Below are 17,699 nucleotides of genomic sequence, written 5' to 3'. Positions count from 1 at the left end.
AGTACGGTACAGCTGTTCAGTTTGTTTTCTATTACTTCGATATAGAATTATAAACAAATTAAACCAAATTAAATTAAACCTCTAATCAGAATGGAAAGTAAATTAAAACATTACTCATTAATTCTTTGCGTGGCAATGATGATGGGAATGCCGTTTGCGTTAGTTGCTCAGGTGACCAAGACTATACAGGGTCATGTGGTGGGTAGCAAGAGCGGGCGACCTATCGCTGGAGCTTCGATTAAAGAAGTCGGTGGTAAAAATGCTAGTTCAACAAATGAAAATGGTGATTTTACCCTTTCTGTCGCGAGCAACAAAGTTGTTCTTTCAATCCAATATGTAGGGTACATTGCAAAAAATATGGAAGGGACTGTGGGGATCCCACTTCGTGTTGAACTGCAGGAGGACAACACTGTGCTGGATGAAGTTGTTGTCGTTGCTTATGGTGCGACGAAAAAAAAGGATCTGACGGGATCCGTATCCACAATCGACAATAAAGCATTGAATATGCAGTCAAATTCGACGGTCAGTAGGGCCTTGGAAGGGGCTGCACCCGGTATTCAGGTGTCGGCAGTGGATGGACAGCCCGGTATCGACATGGGAATTCGTGTGCGTGGTATAGGATCGGCGAGTCAGAATACCTCAAACGCTCTGGTCGTCATTGATGGTGTTCCCGCACAAAATGATAATCCGCTCGCTACCTTAAATCCAAAAGATATCCAGAGTGTTTCTATCTTGAAGGACGCGGCATCGACGGCCCTATACGGCGCTAGAGGTGCCAATGGTGTCGTCTTGGTGACAACAAAAAAAGGCGTGTCGGGGCAACCCCGCATTTCATTCGAAGGAAAGCTCGGTGTCAATCAGGTGGGACCGTATCAATTCGATAAAATTTCCAATCCGAAGGATATTTATGAATTCGCCTGGCTCTCTGTGTACAACTCTGTACGCTATGGAGTGGATGGTACCGGTATTTCAAAAAGATATACAACAAATGTGCAGAATCCGAATATGTCGCACGAACAGGCTGCTGAATTTGCCAGTTCGCACCTATTTGACTACATCGGGTCTACGACTAAATTTCAACGAAACAGCTTAGGTAACTGGATGTTGTATGATGTGCCGGGAGCGGTCTATACACCCTCAGGCACAGGAGCTGATGCGAGTTCAACCATGAGTGGCGCATACCTCGTCAATACAGATGGTAAATTGAATCCTGGAGCTCGCCTGTTATATAGCGACAGATATGATGATTATCTACTGGAGAATAGATTACGACAAGATTATGATTTATCGGCATCCGGTGGTAATGATAAAGTAAATTATTTCCTCTCGGGAGGTTATCTTGAAGATCCATCTTATATTCGCGGATCTTCCTTCAAACGCTATAATGGACGTGCCAATTTTGATGCGCAATTGAATGCCTGGCTAAAATTGGGCGCTAATATCGGCTACTCCAATCGGACCACACAATCGCCGGCAACACGCTTCGGCCGTAACCCCGGTAGTTCTACAGCCAATGTGTTCCGGTTTATCAATGGACAGAATCCGCTGGTGCAGCTCTATGCACGCGATAAAAATGGCGCCCTGATTGATGACAATGGGAAAAATAAAGTCCATGTACTTGCCGGAGATACCTACTCTCCACTGGGGTTAACATCGGCTGCACTATCTTCTACCAATGTTTTGACGGTGCTGGACAATGATTTGGATCAACGTGTATCGGATGATTGGACAACAAGGGTGTATGGGCAGGCCAAATTCCTGAAAGACTTTACGTTTACAGCAAATGTCTCGATGGATAAGTTTAATGAGATGCGTACACGTTACTGGAACAGCGAATCGGGACAGGCAGCAGGCATTGGAGCCTTTGGTAAGACCGCATCCAATACAACGATTCTGAACCTACAACAATTACTGAATTATGCGAAAACAATAGGTTTACACAATATAGAGGCGCTCTTGGGGCATGAATATGATTCATTCAAGAACGAGCAGCTCAACTACCGATCATCTTATGCATTGATTGATGATTTTGCATCTTATATCAACTTTGTCGGACGTTATGACGGTGGAACGTTCCCAAATCCGGGGGGCGGTGAGGATAAACGTACCATGGAAAGTTATTTTTCCCGGGTCAATTACAACTACAACGATAGGTACTTTTTTCAAGGATCTGTCCGTCGGGATGGCTCGTCAAAGTTCAAGTTGAAAGATAAACGCTGGGGTACGTTCTGGTCCGTTGGTGGCGGTTGGCGTATCGACAGTGAGCAATTTATGGAAAGTAGCAAAGGCTGGCTCGACCTCCTAAAAATACGCGGCAGTTATGGTGTAATCGGTAATCAGAATGGAATATCCAACTATTCGGGATACCAAACATGGAGTTACGCCGCCACATATACACAGACGACAAATGGAACGGGTATACCTGCCAATATCACCTTAAATCAAAATGCATATGTCAATGACCAATTAACCTGGGAAAACATACACACATTAGATGGTGGTATTGATTTTAGCTTCTTTGGACGAGTACGTGGATCACTCGATTATTATAACCGCGTCACGGTAAATGCCATCTGGAATCAGCCTATTGCGATATCCAAGGGACAGTCTTCCATTGCGACGAACTCCGCAAAAATCGGAAATAAAGGTTTTGAAATCGACCTATCAGTAGACATCATCAAGAAACCTGATTTCAACTGGACAGTATCGACAAACGGAACACATTATACCACTAAGCTGAAAGCTGTACCAAATGGTGTCGGTTCAGATGCTTTGGGAGGAAATTGGACCGCAGGTACCGATGCTTGGGCTGCTGCAGGAACAAGTGCTGTAGCAAATATTACCTATTTACGTGGAGTCAACAAAGATTTCTTTAACCTCTATATGTTGAAATATGGCGGTGTGGACCAAAATACGGGTTTACCACTTTACTATCATCAGATTAGCAAAGCCGATGTTGACGCAGGTACTTATCCCGGATATAAAGAGGGCGAAAGTATAACAACCACAGACTATTCAAAAGCTAGCCGCTACGAAATGGGGAGCGCGTTACCTAAATGGATAGGCGGATTTAGTACTTCCTTACGTTACAAGAATTTTGATCTGTATTTGACATTGGCTTACCAATTGGGCGGAAAGTTTTTTAGTACGGAGTACGGAAATAATTTGTATGTAAGTGAAGATCCTGGAAAAGCGCTTTCATCGGAACTCATCGGTAATACCTGGACACCGAACAACACAGGTGCAAAATTCCCTATGGTGATGTATGGTAATACCTATGGCAATGGTGCAACTACAGGAAGCTGGCTCTACAGTGATTTGGGCTTATTCAGTGCTTCCTATCTCAATTTTAAAAATGTGACGATAGGTTATACTTTGCCAGAAAGTATCTTGTCAAAAATGAAAATCAAGCGGCTTCGGATATTCGCTTCTGGTGATAACCTTTTTATGAAAACAGCCCATTCGGGAATAGATCCACGTCAGTCTCTTGTTGGTGGATTTGAAGTGGCGGCATATTCTTATCCGACCATGAGAACATTCTCCGGTGGTGTAAGTTTGGAATTTTAATGTTTAAAAAATCAGTTATGAAAAAGATATTTTTATGTGCATTGGCGGTGACATTATTGTTTTCTTGTAGTAAGGAATTGGACATTGCACCCCCAAATAGTATCACGGATGAACAGATCCGGAAACTACTCGAAAGTGGTGATGAGAAGAAAATTCAGGCTGTATTGGGCGGTATGGCGAACAATATGCCTAAACTGGTCAACTTTGGGGCATTATCATCCGAGTCACGTTATGGAAGCAACCAGGGATTTGATGTGATGCGGAACCTCGAGGGCAATGATATTGTATTCGGCAATAGATTGCTTAATATATTTGGCTCCGACGAGTATAATCTGCTGGATTTTATTTCAGATGCTTCAGACAAGAATACCCCGTATTGGAATTATGCCTGGAATATGGTCAATACAGCAAATAAAATGCTGAACTACCTTAATCCGGAGACTGTCGGTACGAATAAAAAATTACAGGAATACAAAGGCCGCGGACTGATATTGCGTGCCTACGCCTATAATTACCTGATGGAAAACTATCAGAATGCCTACCAGCAGGGAGGAAAAGCCAAATTAGGCATGCCGCTTTATGATACCTATTCTCCGGTTCAGGAAAGCAAGGCCCGATCTACTGCGGATGAGACCTATGCTTTTATCAAAAACGATATCAATGAAGCGATCCGGCTTTTTAAAGAAGCGGGAATTGGCTTTACAACAGACCCCTCCGATTTTGATCTTGGTGTAGCTTACTTTATGCAGGCAAAAGTCGCGTTGTGGACCGGCGACTGGAACACGACGATAAGCGCCAGCAATGAAATACTGACAAAGTATCCAACGTTAATGAGCCAGGCAAGCTATGGTGCCACGAATAAAGGAACGCAGGCGGCGCCTGAAATGAGACCCGAGCAAAATGGTTTTCTCAATATAGCCATTAACCCCGAAGTGTTGTTTGGTTTTGCGCTTGGAGAAGCCGTTACCGTACACAATTGGTGGATGAATCCTTTCGCCGAAGGAAACGGCGGAATTGGGCAAGGTTTCCAGCGGATTGACAATCGGCTGTATACCAAAATTGATAACCGGGACTATCGCATGGGTTGCTTTATGGCATCGGATTGGGGGGATTATACTTACCCGACCAATGGTGATAAACGAACTATTCCGATGTATACCAATCTCAAGTTTGCCGCCACCCATGGCTTGGGAAGTGACGATAAGAAGAATGTTGGACGAGTAAGTTGTTATTATATGCGCAGTTCGGAGGTATTACTGATGAAAGCTGAAGCGCAGGCACAGAATAAAGATGACCAAAGTGCGAAACAAACGTTGAACACCTTATTGGCTGCACGAACGAAAGTTGGGCAGACCACATTGACCTGTGACAACTATACTTCCATGCAGGGTTTATCGACCTTGGAGATGGTGCAATTTCAAACGCGGTTGGAGCTCTGGGGTGAGGGAGGACGTGAATTCTATAACAATAAACGCTGGAACATTGCTGTCGACCGTGCTGGCTCAGCCACACATGTGGATAAATCAACTTATCCTGCTAGTAAAATGACGCTACAGATACCTTTGGATGAAATGTTATATAATAATAAGATGGTTCAGAATTAAATGAGCCAATAGATTTAATGATTTCATTTCGTAAAAGTACCAGAAAGGATCGTAATCGTCCTTGCTGGTACTTCCCTAAAAATACAGGATAGTTCAGGATACAACTGTAGCTGATCTTGTGTATTTTCAAGTACTATAGATTACTTCGACAAAACCTAAAATTTAATGATATGAAGAACCAATTGACTGAAGAACAGATAGCCTTTTACCAAGAAAATGGTTACATCGTTATAGAAGATTTTTTAAATCCCGAGGAGCTTGAAACCTGGCGTACAATTGTATTTGAAGCTGTAGAGCAGCGCGCAGGTCAGAAAATGCCCGGAAAGGAAGCCAAAGTTGGCGAAGATGATGGTATCAATAAGGATGCAGACTACTTTGGAAAAGTGTTTGATCAATTGTTAAACCTTTGGCAGACCAGCGAACAAGTGAAGGAGCTAATGGTCGATCAGCGGATTGGAGAAATGGCGGCAAAGCTGGCCGGTGTTGACGGTATCCGTATCTGGCATGACCAAGCGCTATTTAAACGTCCATTTGCGAATCCTACCGCTTGGCATCTGGATACGCCTTTTTGGTCATTTGCTGATCGAAACGCACTTTCCATATGGATTGCACTCGATGACTCCACACTGGAAAATGGTTGCATGTATTTTGTTCCGCAATCGTATAAGCTAACCGGATTTGAGAATTTGGGTATCGGAAAAAATATGGGGACAATTTTCGAACACTATCCCGAGCTTGCACGGGTAAATCCGGTGGCTACTCCGCTCAAAGCCGGAAGTTGTACTTTCCATAATGGATTGACGATTCATGGGGCAGGACCTAACATGACCAACGGGTTTAGAAGAGCTATGACCTGTGCTTACATGCCTGACGGAAATGTATTCAATGGACAAGCGAATATTTTACCGGAAGATTATCGCGCAACCTTAGCGGTCGGGGATTTGTTGAATAATGACGAACAAAATCCGCTAATCTACCATGCAGGATGGTAAAACTTGATTTTTTTTATCCACGCTGGGGAAATGAGCATGTTGCATGGGAAGATTTTCTGGATCGTGTAGTGAAGGCTGGTTATGTAGGGGTCGAATGGTTTCCTTTTGGCGAAGATACCGATCCGGAGAAGGTCGTAAAACTGTTGCAAAAGTATAAGCTCAGCTACACGATTGTGACCTGTGTTCAAAAAAAAGCGAACTCAATCAGTGCATACTTTGCCTTGTTGGAAGAACAGTTGAACTACTATGGAAAGCTCGGGGAAAAATATTTCGCTCCACTTTTTATATCCGTGCAGATGGGACGGGAATATTTCTCGCCTGACGATGTGCTTACAGGGCTACAACTTTGTACGCGTGTTGAAAAGCAATACGGGATCGAAATTTTGCAGGAAACTCACCGTAATAAATGGAGTTATGGACTGCATACCGTGGCGCCAATGGCGGAACTATATCCGCAGTTGAAACTGACCTTGGATATCTCTCACTGGTACTGTGTCTCGGAGAGTTTTCTTGAAGATCGGCAGGAGGAATTGAACCGCCTGTTGTCCCATGTAAAACATGTACATGCCCGTATTGGACATAGCCAGGGATCCCAGCTGCCCGATGTTCGAAAAAAAATCTATCGGGATATTGTCGCGACACACTGCGCTGTCTGGCAACGCTGGATAGACCTCAATAAGCCCGATGCGCGGCTGACCATGACGACTGAATTTGGTCCGCCACCGTATCTCATCCCCTCAGGGAATCAAGCGCTCGATTGTGAACGCCAATGGAAACAAAACTTATGGATGAAAAACTACCTGTCAAGGCACCTTATAACCTAATTTCAGCATGATGAAGCGAAGAATATTTTTACAGCAAAGCAGTTTATTGGGGGCCTCCTTCTTATTTGCCAAGCATTTAAATGCATTTGGCAAGGAATCGGTGGATATGGAAAGCTATTATACACTGTTTCAAAATCCGTCGACTACACAAAGACCTTTTGTGCGCTGGTGGTGGAATGGAAATAAAATCAATAAAAATGAACTGCTCCGCGAACTGAAGCTTTTAAAGGATGCCGGAATAGGTGGAGTGGAAATCAATCCCATTTCCTTTCCGAAGCGTACCGACGATATGGGTATTCCATCATTAAAATGGCTGAGCAAAGAATGGGTAGAGATGGTGCAGTATACAGCCAATGAAGCAAAAAAGATGGGTATGACCACCGATCTCATCGTTGGGTCCGGCTGGCCCTTTGGTTCGGAAGATCTCCGGGAAGATGAAACCGCTCAGGTAGTTCTGGTACATTGTGAACCCATCGAGGGCCCCACAACCTATGTTGTCCGACCCTACCATGTTTTTAATATGATAGACCCTGCAGTAACGGATAAAAATCCATTGCGCAATCCCGAAATCCTCGCCATCAAATTGGTTAACGATCCGATGCTTTCTATCGATGATGCGGTTGATTATGCGGCAGAAATTGGTAAAGATAAAATTGAAATCCCTGTTCCTCCCGGAAAGCATATCCTCTATTTCTTGGTGAAATTTAAAGCTTTTGCCTCCGTCATCAATGGCGCCCCGGGCGCAGCGGGCTCCATACTCAATCACATGGATAAGGCGACCGTGTCTCGCTACCTGGAGCGCATGGCTACACAAATGCAACAGCAGATAGGGCCATTAAAGAACTATGTGCGGGCATTGTTTACCGACAGCATGGAGCTCGAAGGTTGTAATTGGTGTGATGACTTTGCTGTTGAGTTTCAGCGCCGTCGCGGTTACGATATTATGCCTTATTTGCCTTTTATCTTATTTAAGGTCGGGCGCTTGGGCGCCGTGGTCGACGAAAACTATGGTGCAAAGAAAGGAGCGGAGCTTACCGAGATTCTAAACCGTGTACGTTTCGATTATGAATATACCAAAGCCTGTTTATTGAAGGAACGTTTTACGGATACCTATGTTAATTGGTGTCGTTCCCTAGGGGTGAAATCGCGCGCGCAAGCCTATGGAAGAGGTTTTTTTCCATTGGAAAGCAGCTTGGACTACGATATTCCGGAAGGGGAATCGTGGACAACAAATTATTTGCGCCATAAGCTGGGTGAAGAGATGCCTGATGAAGACTATCGTCGGGGACGTGGTTATACCATGATCGATAAATATGTCTCCTCCGCAGCACATCTGAAAGGAAAACGGCTTGTAAGCTGTGAGGAGATGACCAATACTTATCTTGTTTTTAATACGCAGCTCGAATTGTTAAAGCTGGGATCAGATCAGAGTGCAATGACCGGGATTACACATTCTGTTTGGCATGGATTTAATTATTCGCCCTTAGAAGCTCCTTTTCCTGGGTGGATTCAATATGGCTCTTTCTATAATGAACGCAACAACTGGTGGCCCTATTTTAACTATTTAAATAATTACAAAGCCCGCCTTTCATCGCAGCTGCAGCAGGGCGATTACTTCGCTGATATGGCCATTTTACCCGCCAATTATGATCTCTGGACGGAGAACGGCGTGCAAACGGATCCCTTTCCTGAGAAATTGAATGTCCCCTATACTTCCTTACTTTGGGAAGCTATCAGCAAAAATGGTGGGAATGCAGATTATATAACGGAGATGATACTGCAGGATTGTAAGATAGAGAAGGGAAATCTATGTTATGGCAAAAGAAAATATAGCGTGCTCTTTTTGCCCGGTATCAAACGGATTTCGCCGAAGTCAATGGCTCGCCTCCTTGAGTTTGTTCAATCCGGTGGGCGTGTTGTGGCGATTGAAACGTTACCACAGATGAGCTTGGGATTGCAAGATCAGGTAAAAAATGATGCCGAAGTGCAAGCTATACTGCGTAAGCTGCAATCCTATCCAGATCGATTTATTGCCACGTCTAAACCTGAGGACAATAACTTTATGGACTGGTACCATTTGGCCATGCAGCGGTTTAGGTTACCCCATTACCTGCATATCGATCAGCCTAACCGTTATGTGATGCAGATGCGTTCTATTCGGGATGATGGTAGTGAATGCTATTTTATCCAGAATGCGCACCGGGCGAATAGTGCAAGACTAAACATCTCTTTTATTGCTCCCGAAATCAGAAAGAAAACATGCTGGCTATGGGATCTGGATACGGGCAGACGTTCTCGGGTAATCTTGGATCGTGAAAATAGTTTGCTACTGGATATGGGACCTGCAGATGCTTTTCTTTTTGTATTTGACAACCATCGGGAAGGTACGGTTTGGCAGCCTTTGGCAACCACTGGAAGCCATGTCCTGGATTTGAGTACCCAGTGGAAAGTGGAATTAAAACATAAACAGGAAGGTACATCCCAACAACTGGTACTACCGCGGCTGATGGACTTTAAAGAGGATGAACAATTGATGTGGTTTTCAGGAACAGCAATCTATCAGCGTTCATTTAACTGGTCTGCAGCAGGGCAATGCCTGTTGAATCTTGGAAAGGTAGCGGGAGTTTCTGAGGTTTTTGTCAATGGCCAATCACTTGGTGTAAAATGGTATGGAAGGCGGATTTACGACCTCGCTACCGTGTTAAAAAATGGGGAGAACCAGATCGAAGTGCGTATTACGACCACCATGGGAAACTATTTGAAAACGTTGAAGGATAATGAAAATGCGCAATATTGGGTCAATAGAAAAGGTCGGGAGCAGGAAATACAATCTATGGGCCTGATCGGTCCAGTCACTTTATATACAAGCTAAATCATGAAAATATTACCTATTTTTCTTTTCATCATCCAGGCTTTAACAGTCAGGCTGGTCGCAGCGCAGGATTATCAAGCTGTAGATTTTGGTATTCGCGGTGATGGTGAAGCACTGAATACACGGTCTATCCAGGCCGCCATTGATTATATTACAGCCAAAGGTGGTGGGAAGCTCATCTTTACCCCAGGCAACTACATCACGGGATCTTTTTATCTGAAGTCCAATGTGACCTTACAACTGGATCAGGGAGCAAATCTCTTGGGGTCCAACAATCCTTTTGATTACCATAAAGATACCGTCGTCAACTGGCAGTCGATGATCTACGCGATTCGACAACAGAATATTGGTATTATCGGCAAAGGAACGATCAATGGCCGCGGTTTTCAGACGGCAATGAATGCCGTTCAAAATGTGCATAAGGGAATTGTGCAGGATGAACTTAAATTAGATCGATTGCGGGAGTGGAACCGCCCCGAAAATATTTACTTCCGGGAGTGTAAAAATGTACTGATTAAGGATATTACCTTACGTGATCCCGGTAGTTGGAATCAGACCTACGACCAATGTGAAGACCTCCATGTGGAAGGTATTTATGTAGACAGTAAATCGTATTGGAATAATGACGGCATCGATGTGGTAGACTGTAAGAATGTCGTGATCCGGAATTGCTATTTCGATGCGGCTGATGATGCCATCTGCTTTAAGTCACACGATGCGAATGCAGTCTGTGAGAATGTGCTGGTCGAAAACTGTACGGCGCGCTCCAGTGCCAGTGCCCTAAAATTTGGGACAGTCTCCCGTGGTGGTTTCCGAAATTTTGTTGTCAGGAACCTCGTGGTCTATGATACGTATCGATCAGCAATCACTTTTGCTGCCGTAGATGGTGGATTCGTCGAAAATATCCTGGTGGACGGTGTCAAAAGTATCAATACCGGTAATGTCATTTTCTTGCGTATTGGCGATCGCTGGAGCAAGGGAAAGAAACCCTTTATGAAAGATATAACGATTCGCAATGTATATGCAGAGGTACCTGCCAATAAACCGGATTTGGGATATAGTTATGAGGGACCCGTAGAAGATATGCCCCGGAATATTTCTCCGGCAAGCATCATCGGCTTACCTGATCATAAGATCGAAAATGTTACGCTGGAGAATATAGAGATCATTTATCCCGGAGGTGGAAATCCGTTATATGCTTACCGCGGGACTGATCCTAAGTCATTGGATGGCATACCCGAAATGGCTAATGCTTATCCAGAATTTTCACAGTTTAAAGAGTTGCCATCTTGGGGATTATATATCCGTCATGCCAAACAGATCAATTTAAAAAATGTGACTTTCCGTATTAAAAGTGCAGATTACAGGCCCACGATTGTTGCCGATGACCTCACTGGGGGAGCCTGGGATTTTAAATCCTATTTGGATGGAGATCGGTTAAAAGACAGTTTCCATTTATATCAAACAAAAGATGTCCAAATTAATTAGACAGCCTAACATGAAGAAGTATCTATTTTTGATCGTGTTATGGGCGAGCTGCTTCAAGCTGTTCGCTCAGGACTATAATGCATCGCTTTTCGGTTGTAAGTCCGATGGTGTAACCAATAATATGGGTTCTATACAATATGCCATTGATTATATTGCCAAAAAAGGCGGCGGTAAACTACATTTTTATGTCGGACGTTATCTGACGGGAACATTTAGTTTAAAATCCAATGTATTCATCGAACTGCATGAGGGCGCTGTATTGGTTGGCAGCAGCAACATATTTGATTACAGCCTTCAGGATGGCAAGAGAGCTCTTATTGTCGCAGTCGGTCAATCTAATATTCAGATTGGTGGGAAAGGCGTCATTGATGGGCAGCAGTCTTTATTGCGTAGCCAGGTCGCAGCGCTAAGACAGAAAGGAAACATTGATCTATCTGAAAAAGCGGAAGACATTAGCCTAATTTATTTGAAAGCTTCTAGAAATATCCAGATCAACGGCATAATGGAATTGAACCTGCTCGGAGCAGCACAATTTATTGATCAGTGTGCGGATGTTACCCTAAGCGCATTGGATATAAATAGTCCGGGCAGCATTGGTGTGTATGTCAGCAATTCCAAAACGGTGCGTCTGTCCAATGTTTTCTTTCAGGCCATTGGCAGGGCATTGGTTGAATCAGAGGGGAGTCAGCAGGTCATCAAAGAAAATAGCCGGTTGGCTAATGGTAAAACATTATAAATGGGATGTTTATGAAAATTAAACTTATTCTTGTTATGATCCTCCTCTATGGTGGTATACTGACATTACAGGCGAAAGAATACAATGCTTCTCTTTTTGGCATTAAATCGAACGGAACAACATTAAATACCACTTCTATACAAAGAGCAATTGATTTTATTCATGAGCAGGGCGGGGGGACGTTACGATTCTACGTTGGACGTTATCTGACGGGGACCGTCGTGCTCAAAGAGAATGTGCATATTCAACTCGAAGAAGGCGCAATCCTAGTCGGCTCAACCAATATTTATGACTATAATATCGATGTCCCGAATTGTGCTTTGATTTATGCAAAGGACGCTAAAAATATCACCATTAAAGGGAAGGGAGTTATTGACGGGCAAGGGCGTGAAGTTGCTTATAATTTGCTTGCACAGATCCAGAGCGGCGTGCTCAAAGATCCCTTAGACTATGATCGCCCGCGCAATAGAAGGCCAAAGGCCATTTATATGCGCTCTTGCGAAAATGTCCGTATTCATGGTGTCACCATCAAAAATTCAGCTGACTGGGTTCAGGTCTATGATCAATGTGTCAATACGGTCGTAGATAGCATCACAGTTGATAGCAAGGCTTTTTGGAACAATGATGGTATCGACATTGTCGATTGTCGTAACTTTAAGTTGCTCAACTCTTTTATCGATGCTTCGGACGATGCAATATGCCTAAAGTCGCATGATGCAACGAAGAGCTGTGAAGATGTTGAGATCCGCAATTGTACAGCACGGTCGAGTGCAAATGGTATTAAATTCGGCACTGTTTCGGCTGGCGGTTATAAACGCATTCGTATCATCAACAATAAAGTCTATGATACCTTTCGTTCGGCTTTGACGATTGCAACTCCCGATGGCGGCATAGTAGAAGATATTCTTGTCGATAGTCTGACAGCATTTAACACGGGGAACCCTTTTTATTTGCGCATTGGCGCACGCTGGAATAAAGAACGCATCGGCTCCATTAATAATGTTGTGATTCAGAACGTAAAAGTTGAGGTGGCAAAAGAGAAACCAGACCGCGGTTATTCCTACGAAGGACCTATTGAAGATAATCCGCGCAATCCATCACCCTCGAGTATTGTAGGACTGAAAAATGCGCCCATCCGAAATGTAACCTTTAGGAATATCGAAATCAGCTACCCGGGTGGCTCTAACCCCCACTATGCCTATCGGGGGACGAGCAGAACGGATCTCGACAGTATTCCCGAAATGGAAGCATCTTATCCCGAATTTTCCCAATTTAAAGAGCTTCCTGCCTGGGGTTTTTATATTCGACATGCAGAAAACATACATTTTGAAGGGGTCGTCCTCAAATTGAGGGCGCCGGATTATAGACCGATGTTGGTGCTGGATGATGTCAATGGATATGCACTGTCCAGGGTAAAGCAGGAGGGAGCAAAGGGAAAGAAAGAATTGGTAGCGCAGGGATCAAAAAAAAATAAACCTTAGCGGAAATACGTAACTTGTTGGCCAAGATATAACCTGTTAAATTGAATGTTATGCGATTACACCTGATGCTGGCCTTAACAGGCTTGATACTCTCCCTGGGATTACGCGCCCAAAACACAGCGCAGGATTCTGTTTATGTTTATGCACATTACACAAAACAGGAAATTTATATTCCCATGCGGGATGGAAAAAAGCTCTATACAGCGATTTACACCCCCAGAGATACGGCAAAGAGTTATCCTATTATGATGATGCGGACACCCTACAGTATTGCACCTTATGGGGAACAGAATTTTCGAATTCCGATCGGTCCAAGCATGGAATTTGTGAAGGAAAAATTCATTTTCGTTTACCAGGATGTCAGGGGAAAATATAAGTCTGAAGGAGATTTTATTGCCAATCGACCCTATACGGATGCGCCAGGAGCGGTCAATGAATCAACAGATACCTACGACACAATTGATTGGCTCGTGAAACAGCTGAAATCGAATGGTAACGTGGGGATATGGGGTATTTCTTCTCCCGGGATGTACGCATCGATGTCACTGATTGATTCACACCCTGCATTGCGGGCCGTATCTCCGCAGGCACCGGTAACGGATTGGTTTTTAGGGGATGATCGTCATCACAATGGGGCTTTTATGTTGATGGGGAGTTTTTCGTTTCTATCCTCGTTTGGAAAAAAACGCGATTCTATCGGCAGCAAGGGGCCAGCGGGATTTTCCAATTATGGAACAGATCAAGCGTATTCCTTTTTTCTGAAAGCAGGTGCACTAGCCAATCTCAATCAGCAGTATTTAAAGGGCGAAAACATCCTTTGGAACGAAATGATGTCTCATCCAAATTATGATGACTACTGGACCTCGCGAGCCTATCTTTCTCGAATTCGCGAGCTGAAACCGCAGGTGCTTGTTGTTGGTGGATGGTTTGACCAAGAGGACTTATATGGACCGTTGAAAACCTATCAGGCACTACGAAAAATTGCGCCGGATCGTGTAAAACTAGTGATGGGCCCCTGGTATCATGGTTCCTGGTCTAGGGGAAGTGGCAGGCAACTGGATAGCCTGGATTTTGGTCAAAATACAGCCAGTTATTATCGGAAAGAGATTGAACTTCCTTTCTTTGTAAGCCATCTCAAAGGGCAGGGTAAAGACGGACTTGCTGCAGCTACAGTTTTTGTAACAGGCGAGAATAATTGGTCTTCACACCGGACATGGCCTGTGGAAGAGGTACGGTCACAGCCCTTATTTCTTACAGCAGATAGAAAATTGAGTTTGAAGCCAGCTCCCAAATCGGCATCTCCCTATGTCTCCTATATTTCTGATCCCAGCAAACCTGTTCCCTATACACGGGAAAAAACTGTTTTGCGCGGCTATAAATACATGTATGAAGATCAATTTTTTGCCGCGCAGCGACCAGATGTGCTTGTCTTTGAAACTGAAGTCTTAGAACAGGATGTAAAGTTGATGGGGAATATTCAGGCGAATCTGTTTGTCAGCAGTACCGGCAGTGATGCCGATTTTGTCGTAAAACTGATCGATGTGCATCCGTACAAAAAAGGGGATAAACTTTCGGATTGTCAATGTCTGATTCGTGGGGAGGTTATGCGGGCCAAATATCGAAAAAGCTTTGCTCATCCGGAAGCGATGAAACCCAACAGGATTGAGGAAGTACGTTTCGATATGCAGGATGCTGCTCATGTATTTAAAAAAGGGCATAAGATTATGGTGCAGATACAGAGTTCCTGGTTTCCTTTGGTTGATCGAAATCCGCAGCAGTTTATGAATATTTATGAGGCTGCCGACAAAGACTTCAAGACGCAGGAACATCGGATCTATTGTCAGGGGCAATATGCTTCTTTTATTTCATTACCTATTGTTACGTCTCATGAAAATTAAGTATTGTTATTGTTTTGTTCTTTTCTTTATTTCCAGCTTTTCGCTACGGGCGCAGGTCGACTATGCGCGAGCTGTTGTAAAGGAGCTGGCATCCAAAGCCTATGCAGGTCGTGGATATGTGTTTGATGGTGATCGAAAGGCCGCCGCTTTTATTGCGAAGGAGTTTAAAAAGAGCGGATTGCTGCCTTTGAGCGATCATTATTATCAACCTTTTGTAATGCCCGCAAACGTATTTCCTAAGGATGTTAAAATTACGATAGATGGCCAAAAACTCCGTATGGGTGAACAGGTATTGATTGAAGCATCCAGTCCGTCCCTCAACGGGAAATTTGGACTGACGGAGGTCATGATATCGTCTGATACGGATGCTTTGGATAAACTGATGCAAAATACTGCATTTCAACACAAATTTCTAGTACTTGATGAGCGCAAGGCTTTGGAAACAATGAAGCCAGACCAATTCCGGTCTGCCTTGCTGCGCCTTGCCCAAGGGGGGCATTATCGTGGGATTCTGGTGCAAACCAAGCAAAAGCTACTTTGGCGGGGAGCTACCAGTCAGCTCAATCGACCAATTGTTTATGTGAAAAATAATGCTGCTGTAGCGCTGGAGGGGAAGCAGATCAATCTGGCAATCCATGCCCGCTTTCAGCCAGACTATACGACAAATAATGTCTGCGGTATGCTGAAGGGAACCAGTGCATCGGACTCTACGATTGTCATCACGGCGCATTATGATCATGTGGGGGCGATCGGTAGACATACTGTTTTTACCGGTGCCAATGACAATGCCAGTGGTACTGCGCTCATGCTCTATCTGGCACGCTACTATCAGCAGCATCCGCCGCGTTATAACATGGTTTTCTTGGCCTTTTCGGGCGAGGAAAGCGGTTTACTAGGCTCGAGTTTCTTTGCTAAGAATCCACTTATTGACCTCAAAAAAATTAAATTCCTGCTTAATTTTGATATGGCAGGCACAGGCGATGATGGCATTCAAGTGGTGAACGGCACGATATTTAAAGAACAATTCGAACGACTTACAGCAATCAATACGGGAAAAAAATACCTACCTCAGGTAAAGGTGCGTGGACCAATGAACCGGAGCGATCACTATCCTTTTTATGAAAAGGGAGTGCCTTCGTTTTTCATCTATACCCTGGGTGGCATTGATGCCTATCATGATATTTACGATCGATACGAAACGTTGCCCTTTACGCGGTTTAATGAGTACGTAAGGCTCATGGTTGATTTTATTGGCACCATTTAATTGGGGACTATAATCTTTAATTGGGGACTATAATCTGTTAAATTTTTCGATATGAAGCATCTTAGAAGAGCGTTGACCTTAGCACGGAAGATTTTCTGGTATAGTTTGTTTTACTTCATTCCATTTTATAGCTTCGGCCAACTGCAATTGGTTGTTTCACCTGACGGAAGTGAACATGGAGACGGTTCACTAGCGCATCCCTTGGCGTCGGTCGCTCAAGCGCTAACGTTGTTGCGCACACAGCGGGGGGAGAAGCCGGAGCGTACAGCCTTCGTGCTTCTCCGTGGAGGAACTTATTTCTTTGATTCGGGGATTTCGTTGGATGAAAGAGACAGCCATACCATCATTCAGGCTTATGGCAATGAAAGGGTTATTTTTAAAGGCTCCATTCCGCTGTCGACAACAGGTTTGTTCCGTACACGCGAGAACGGATCGATCAATTTCTATCAACTGAATTTACTGGAACATGGTGTCAAGGACTTGGGACAGTTGCGCCAGGTTGGTTTTTCCAGAGCCAGTGGCAATGCTCCGGGCGAATTATTTGTGGACGGCATAGCTTTTCATCTGGCGCGTTGGCCCAATCAGGGAATGGTGCCTATGGGGAAAGTGATTGATACAGGTTCCATTCCACGGAATCGGGATTCGAGTAATCGTGGCGGTGTTTTTCAGTATAAAGAATCACGTATCGATGCCTGGGCAAAGGAAGATGACCCTTGGATTGCGGGTTATTTCAAATGGGGCTATGCCGATGATATGGTACGTGTCAAGACCATTGATCAAAACAAAAAAACAATAACAACAAAGGAACCCACATTGTACGGCTTTGACTATAAGAAAAAATACAGGCAATGGCGGGGTATAAATCTATTGGTGGAATTGGACACTGTAGGTGAATTTTATCTCGATAGAAAACATGGCGTACTGTCATTTGCTGTTGATAAGCCCATAAAGACATTGAGCTATTCTGTCTTGG

The 17,699-nt window shown here is 44.1% G+C and carries 11 protein-coding genes; all 11 read left to right on the top strand.

Annotated features, from left to right (window positions below; all coding sequences use genetic code 11):
- Window positions 1–90: 90 nt before the first annotated feature.
- Entirely contained in the window at window positions 91–3,567 is a 3,477-nt protein-coding gene (locus tag B2X72_RS25855) for a SusC/RagA family TonB-linked outer membrane protein (RefSeq protein ID WP_286852061.1), read from the top strand.
- 17 nt (window positions 3,568–3,584) lie between these two features.
- Window positions 3,585–5,171, top strand: coding sequence for a RagB/SusD family nutrient uptake outer membrane protein (locus B2X72_RS25850; RefSeq protein WP_286852059.1), 1,587 nt, complete (start codon window positions 3,585–3,587; stop codon window positions 5,169–5,171).
- 170 nt (window positions 5,172–5,341) lie between these two features.
- Window positions 5,342–6,163 (top strand): phytanoyl-CoA dioxygenase family protein, encoded by an 822-nt coding sequence (locus B2X72_RS25845; protein WP_286852057.1) that lies wholly within the window; start codon window positions 5,342–5,344, stop codon window positions 6,161–6,163.
- Complete coding sequence (locus B2X72_RS25840) at window positions 6,157–6,987, top strand: sugar phosphate isomerase/epimerase family protein (protein WP_286852055.1); 831 nt, start codon at window positions 6,157–6,159, stop codon at window positions 6,985–6,987. The genes B2X72_RS25845 and B2X72_RS25840 overlap by 7 nt, the downstream gene beginning before the upstream one ends.
- A 7-nt stretch (window positions 6,988–6,994) precedes the next feature.
- Window positions 6,995–9,859, top strand: coding sequence for a glycosyl hydrolase (locus B2X72_RS25835; protein ID WP_286852053.1), 2,865 nt, complete (start codon window positions 6,995–6,997; stop codon window positions 9,857–9,859).
- A 3-nt stretch (window positions 9,860–9,862) separates the two neighbouring features.
- Window positions 9,863–11,347, top strand: a complete 1,485-nt coding sequence (locus B2X72_RS25830; RefSeq protein WP_286852051.1) for a glycoside hydrolase family 28 protein — start codon at window positions 9,863–9,865, stop codon at window positions 11,345–11,347.
- A 10-nt stretch (window positions 11,348–11,357) separates the two neighbouring features.
- Complete coding sequence (locus B2X72_RS25825; protein ID WP_286852049.1) at window positions 11,358–12,083, top strand: glycosyl hydrolase family 28 protein; 726 nt, start codon at window positions 11,358–11,360, stop codon at window positions 12,081–12,083.
- A gap of 11 nt (window positions 12,084–12,094) precedes the next feature.
- Window positions 12,095–13,564, top strand: coding sequence for a glycoside hydrolase family 28 protein (locus B2X72_RS25820; protein ID WP_286852047.1), 1,470 nt, complete (start codon window positions 12,095–12,097; stop codon window positions 13,562–13,564).
- A 50-nt stretch (window positions 13,565–13,614) separates the two neighbouring features.
- On the top strand, window positions 13,615–15,462 hold the full coding sequence (locus B2X72_RS25815) for a CocE/NonD family hydrolase (RefSeq protein WP_286852046.1): 1,848 nt from the start codon (window positions 13,615–13,617) through the stop codon (window positions 15,460–15,462).
- On the top strand, window positions 15,452–16,726 hold the full coding sequence (locus B2X72_RS25810) for a M28 family metallopeptidase (protein ID WP_286852044.1): 1,275 nt from the start codon (window positions 15,452–15,454) through the stop codon (window positions 16,724–16,726). The genes B2X72_RS25815 and B2X72_RS25810 overlap by 11 nt, the downstream gene beginning before the upstream one ends.
- A gap of 51 nt (window positions 16,727–16,777) precedes the next feature.
- Window positions 16,778–17,699: hypothetical protein (locus tag B2X72_RS25805; RefSeq protein ID WP_286852043.1), on the top strand; the 922-nt coding region annotated here is incomplete at its 3' end.

Origin of the sequence: Sphingobacterium sp. UBA7253 (assembly GCF_002472745.1) — a bacterium.
GTDB classification, from domain to species: Bacteria; Bacteroidota; Bacteroidia; order Sphingobacteriales; family Sphingobacteriaceae; genus Sphingobacterium; species Sphingobacterium siyangense.
Note: the sequence above shows the minus strand (reverse complement) of the source record. Positions and strands in the feature narration are given on the sequence as shown.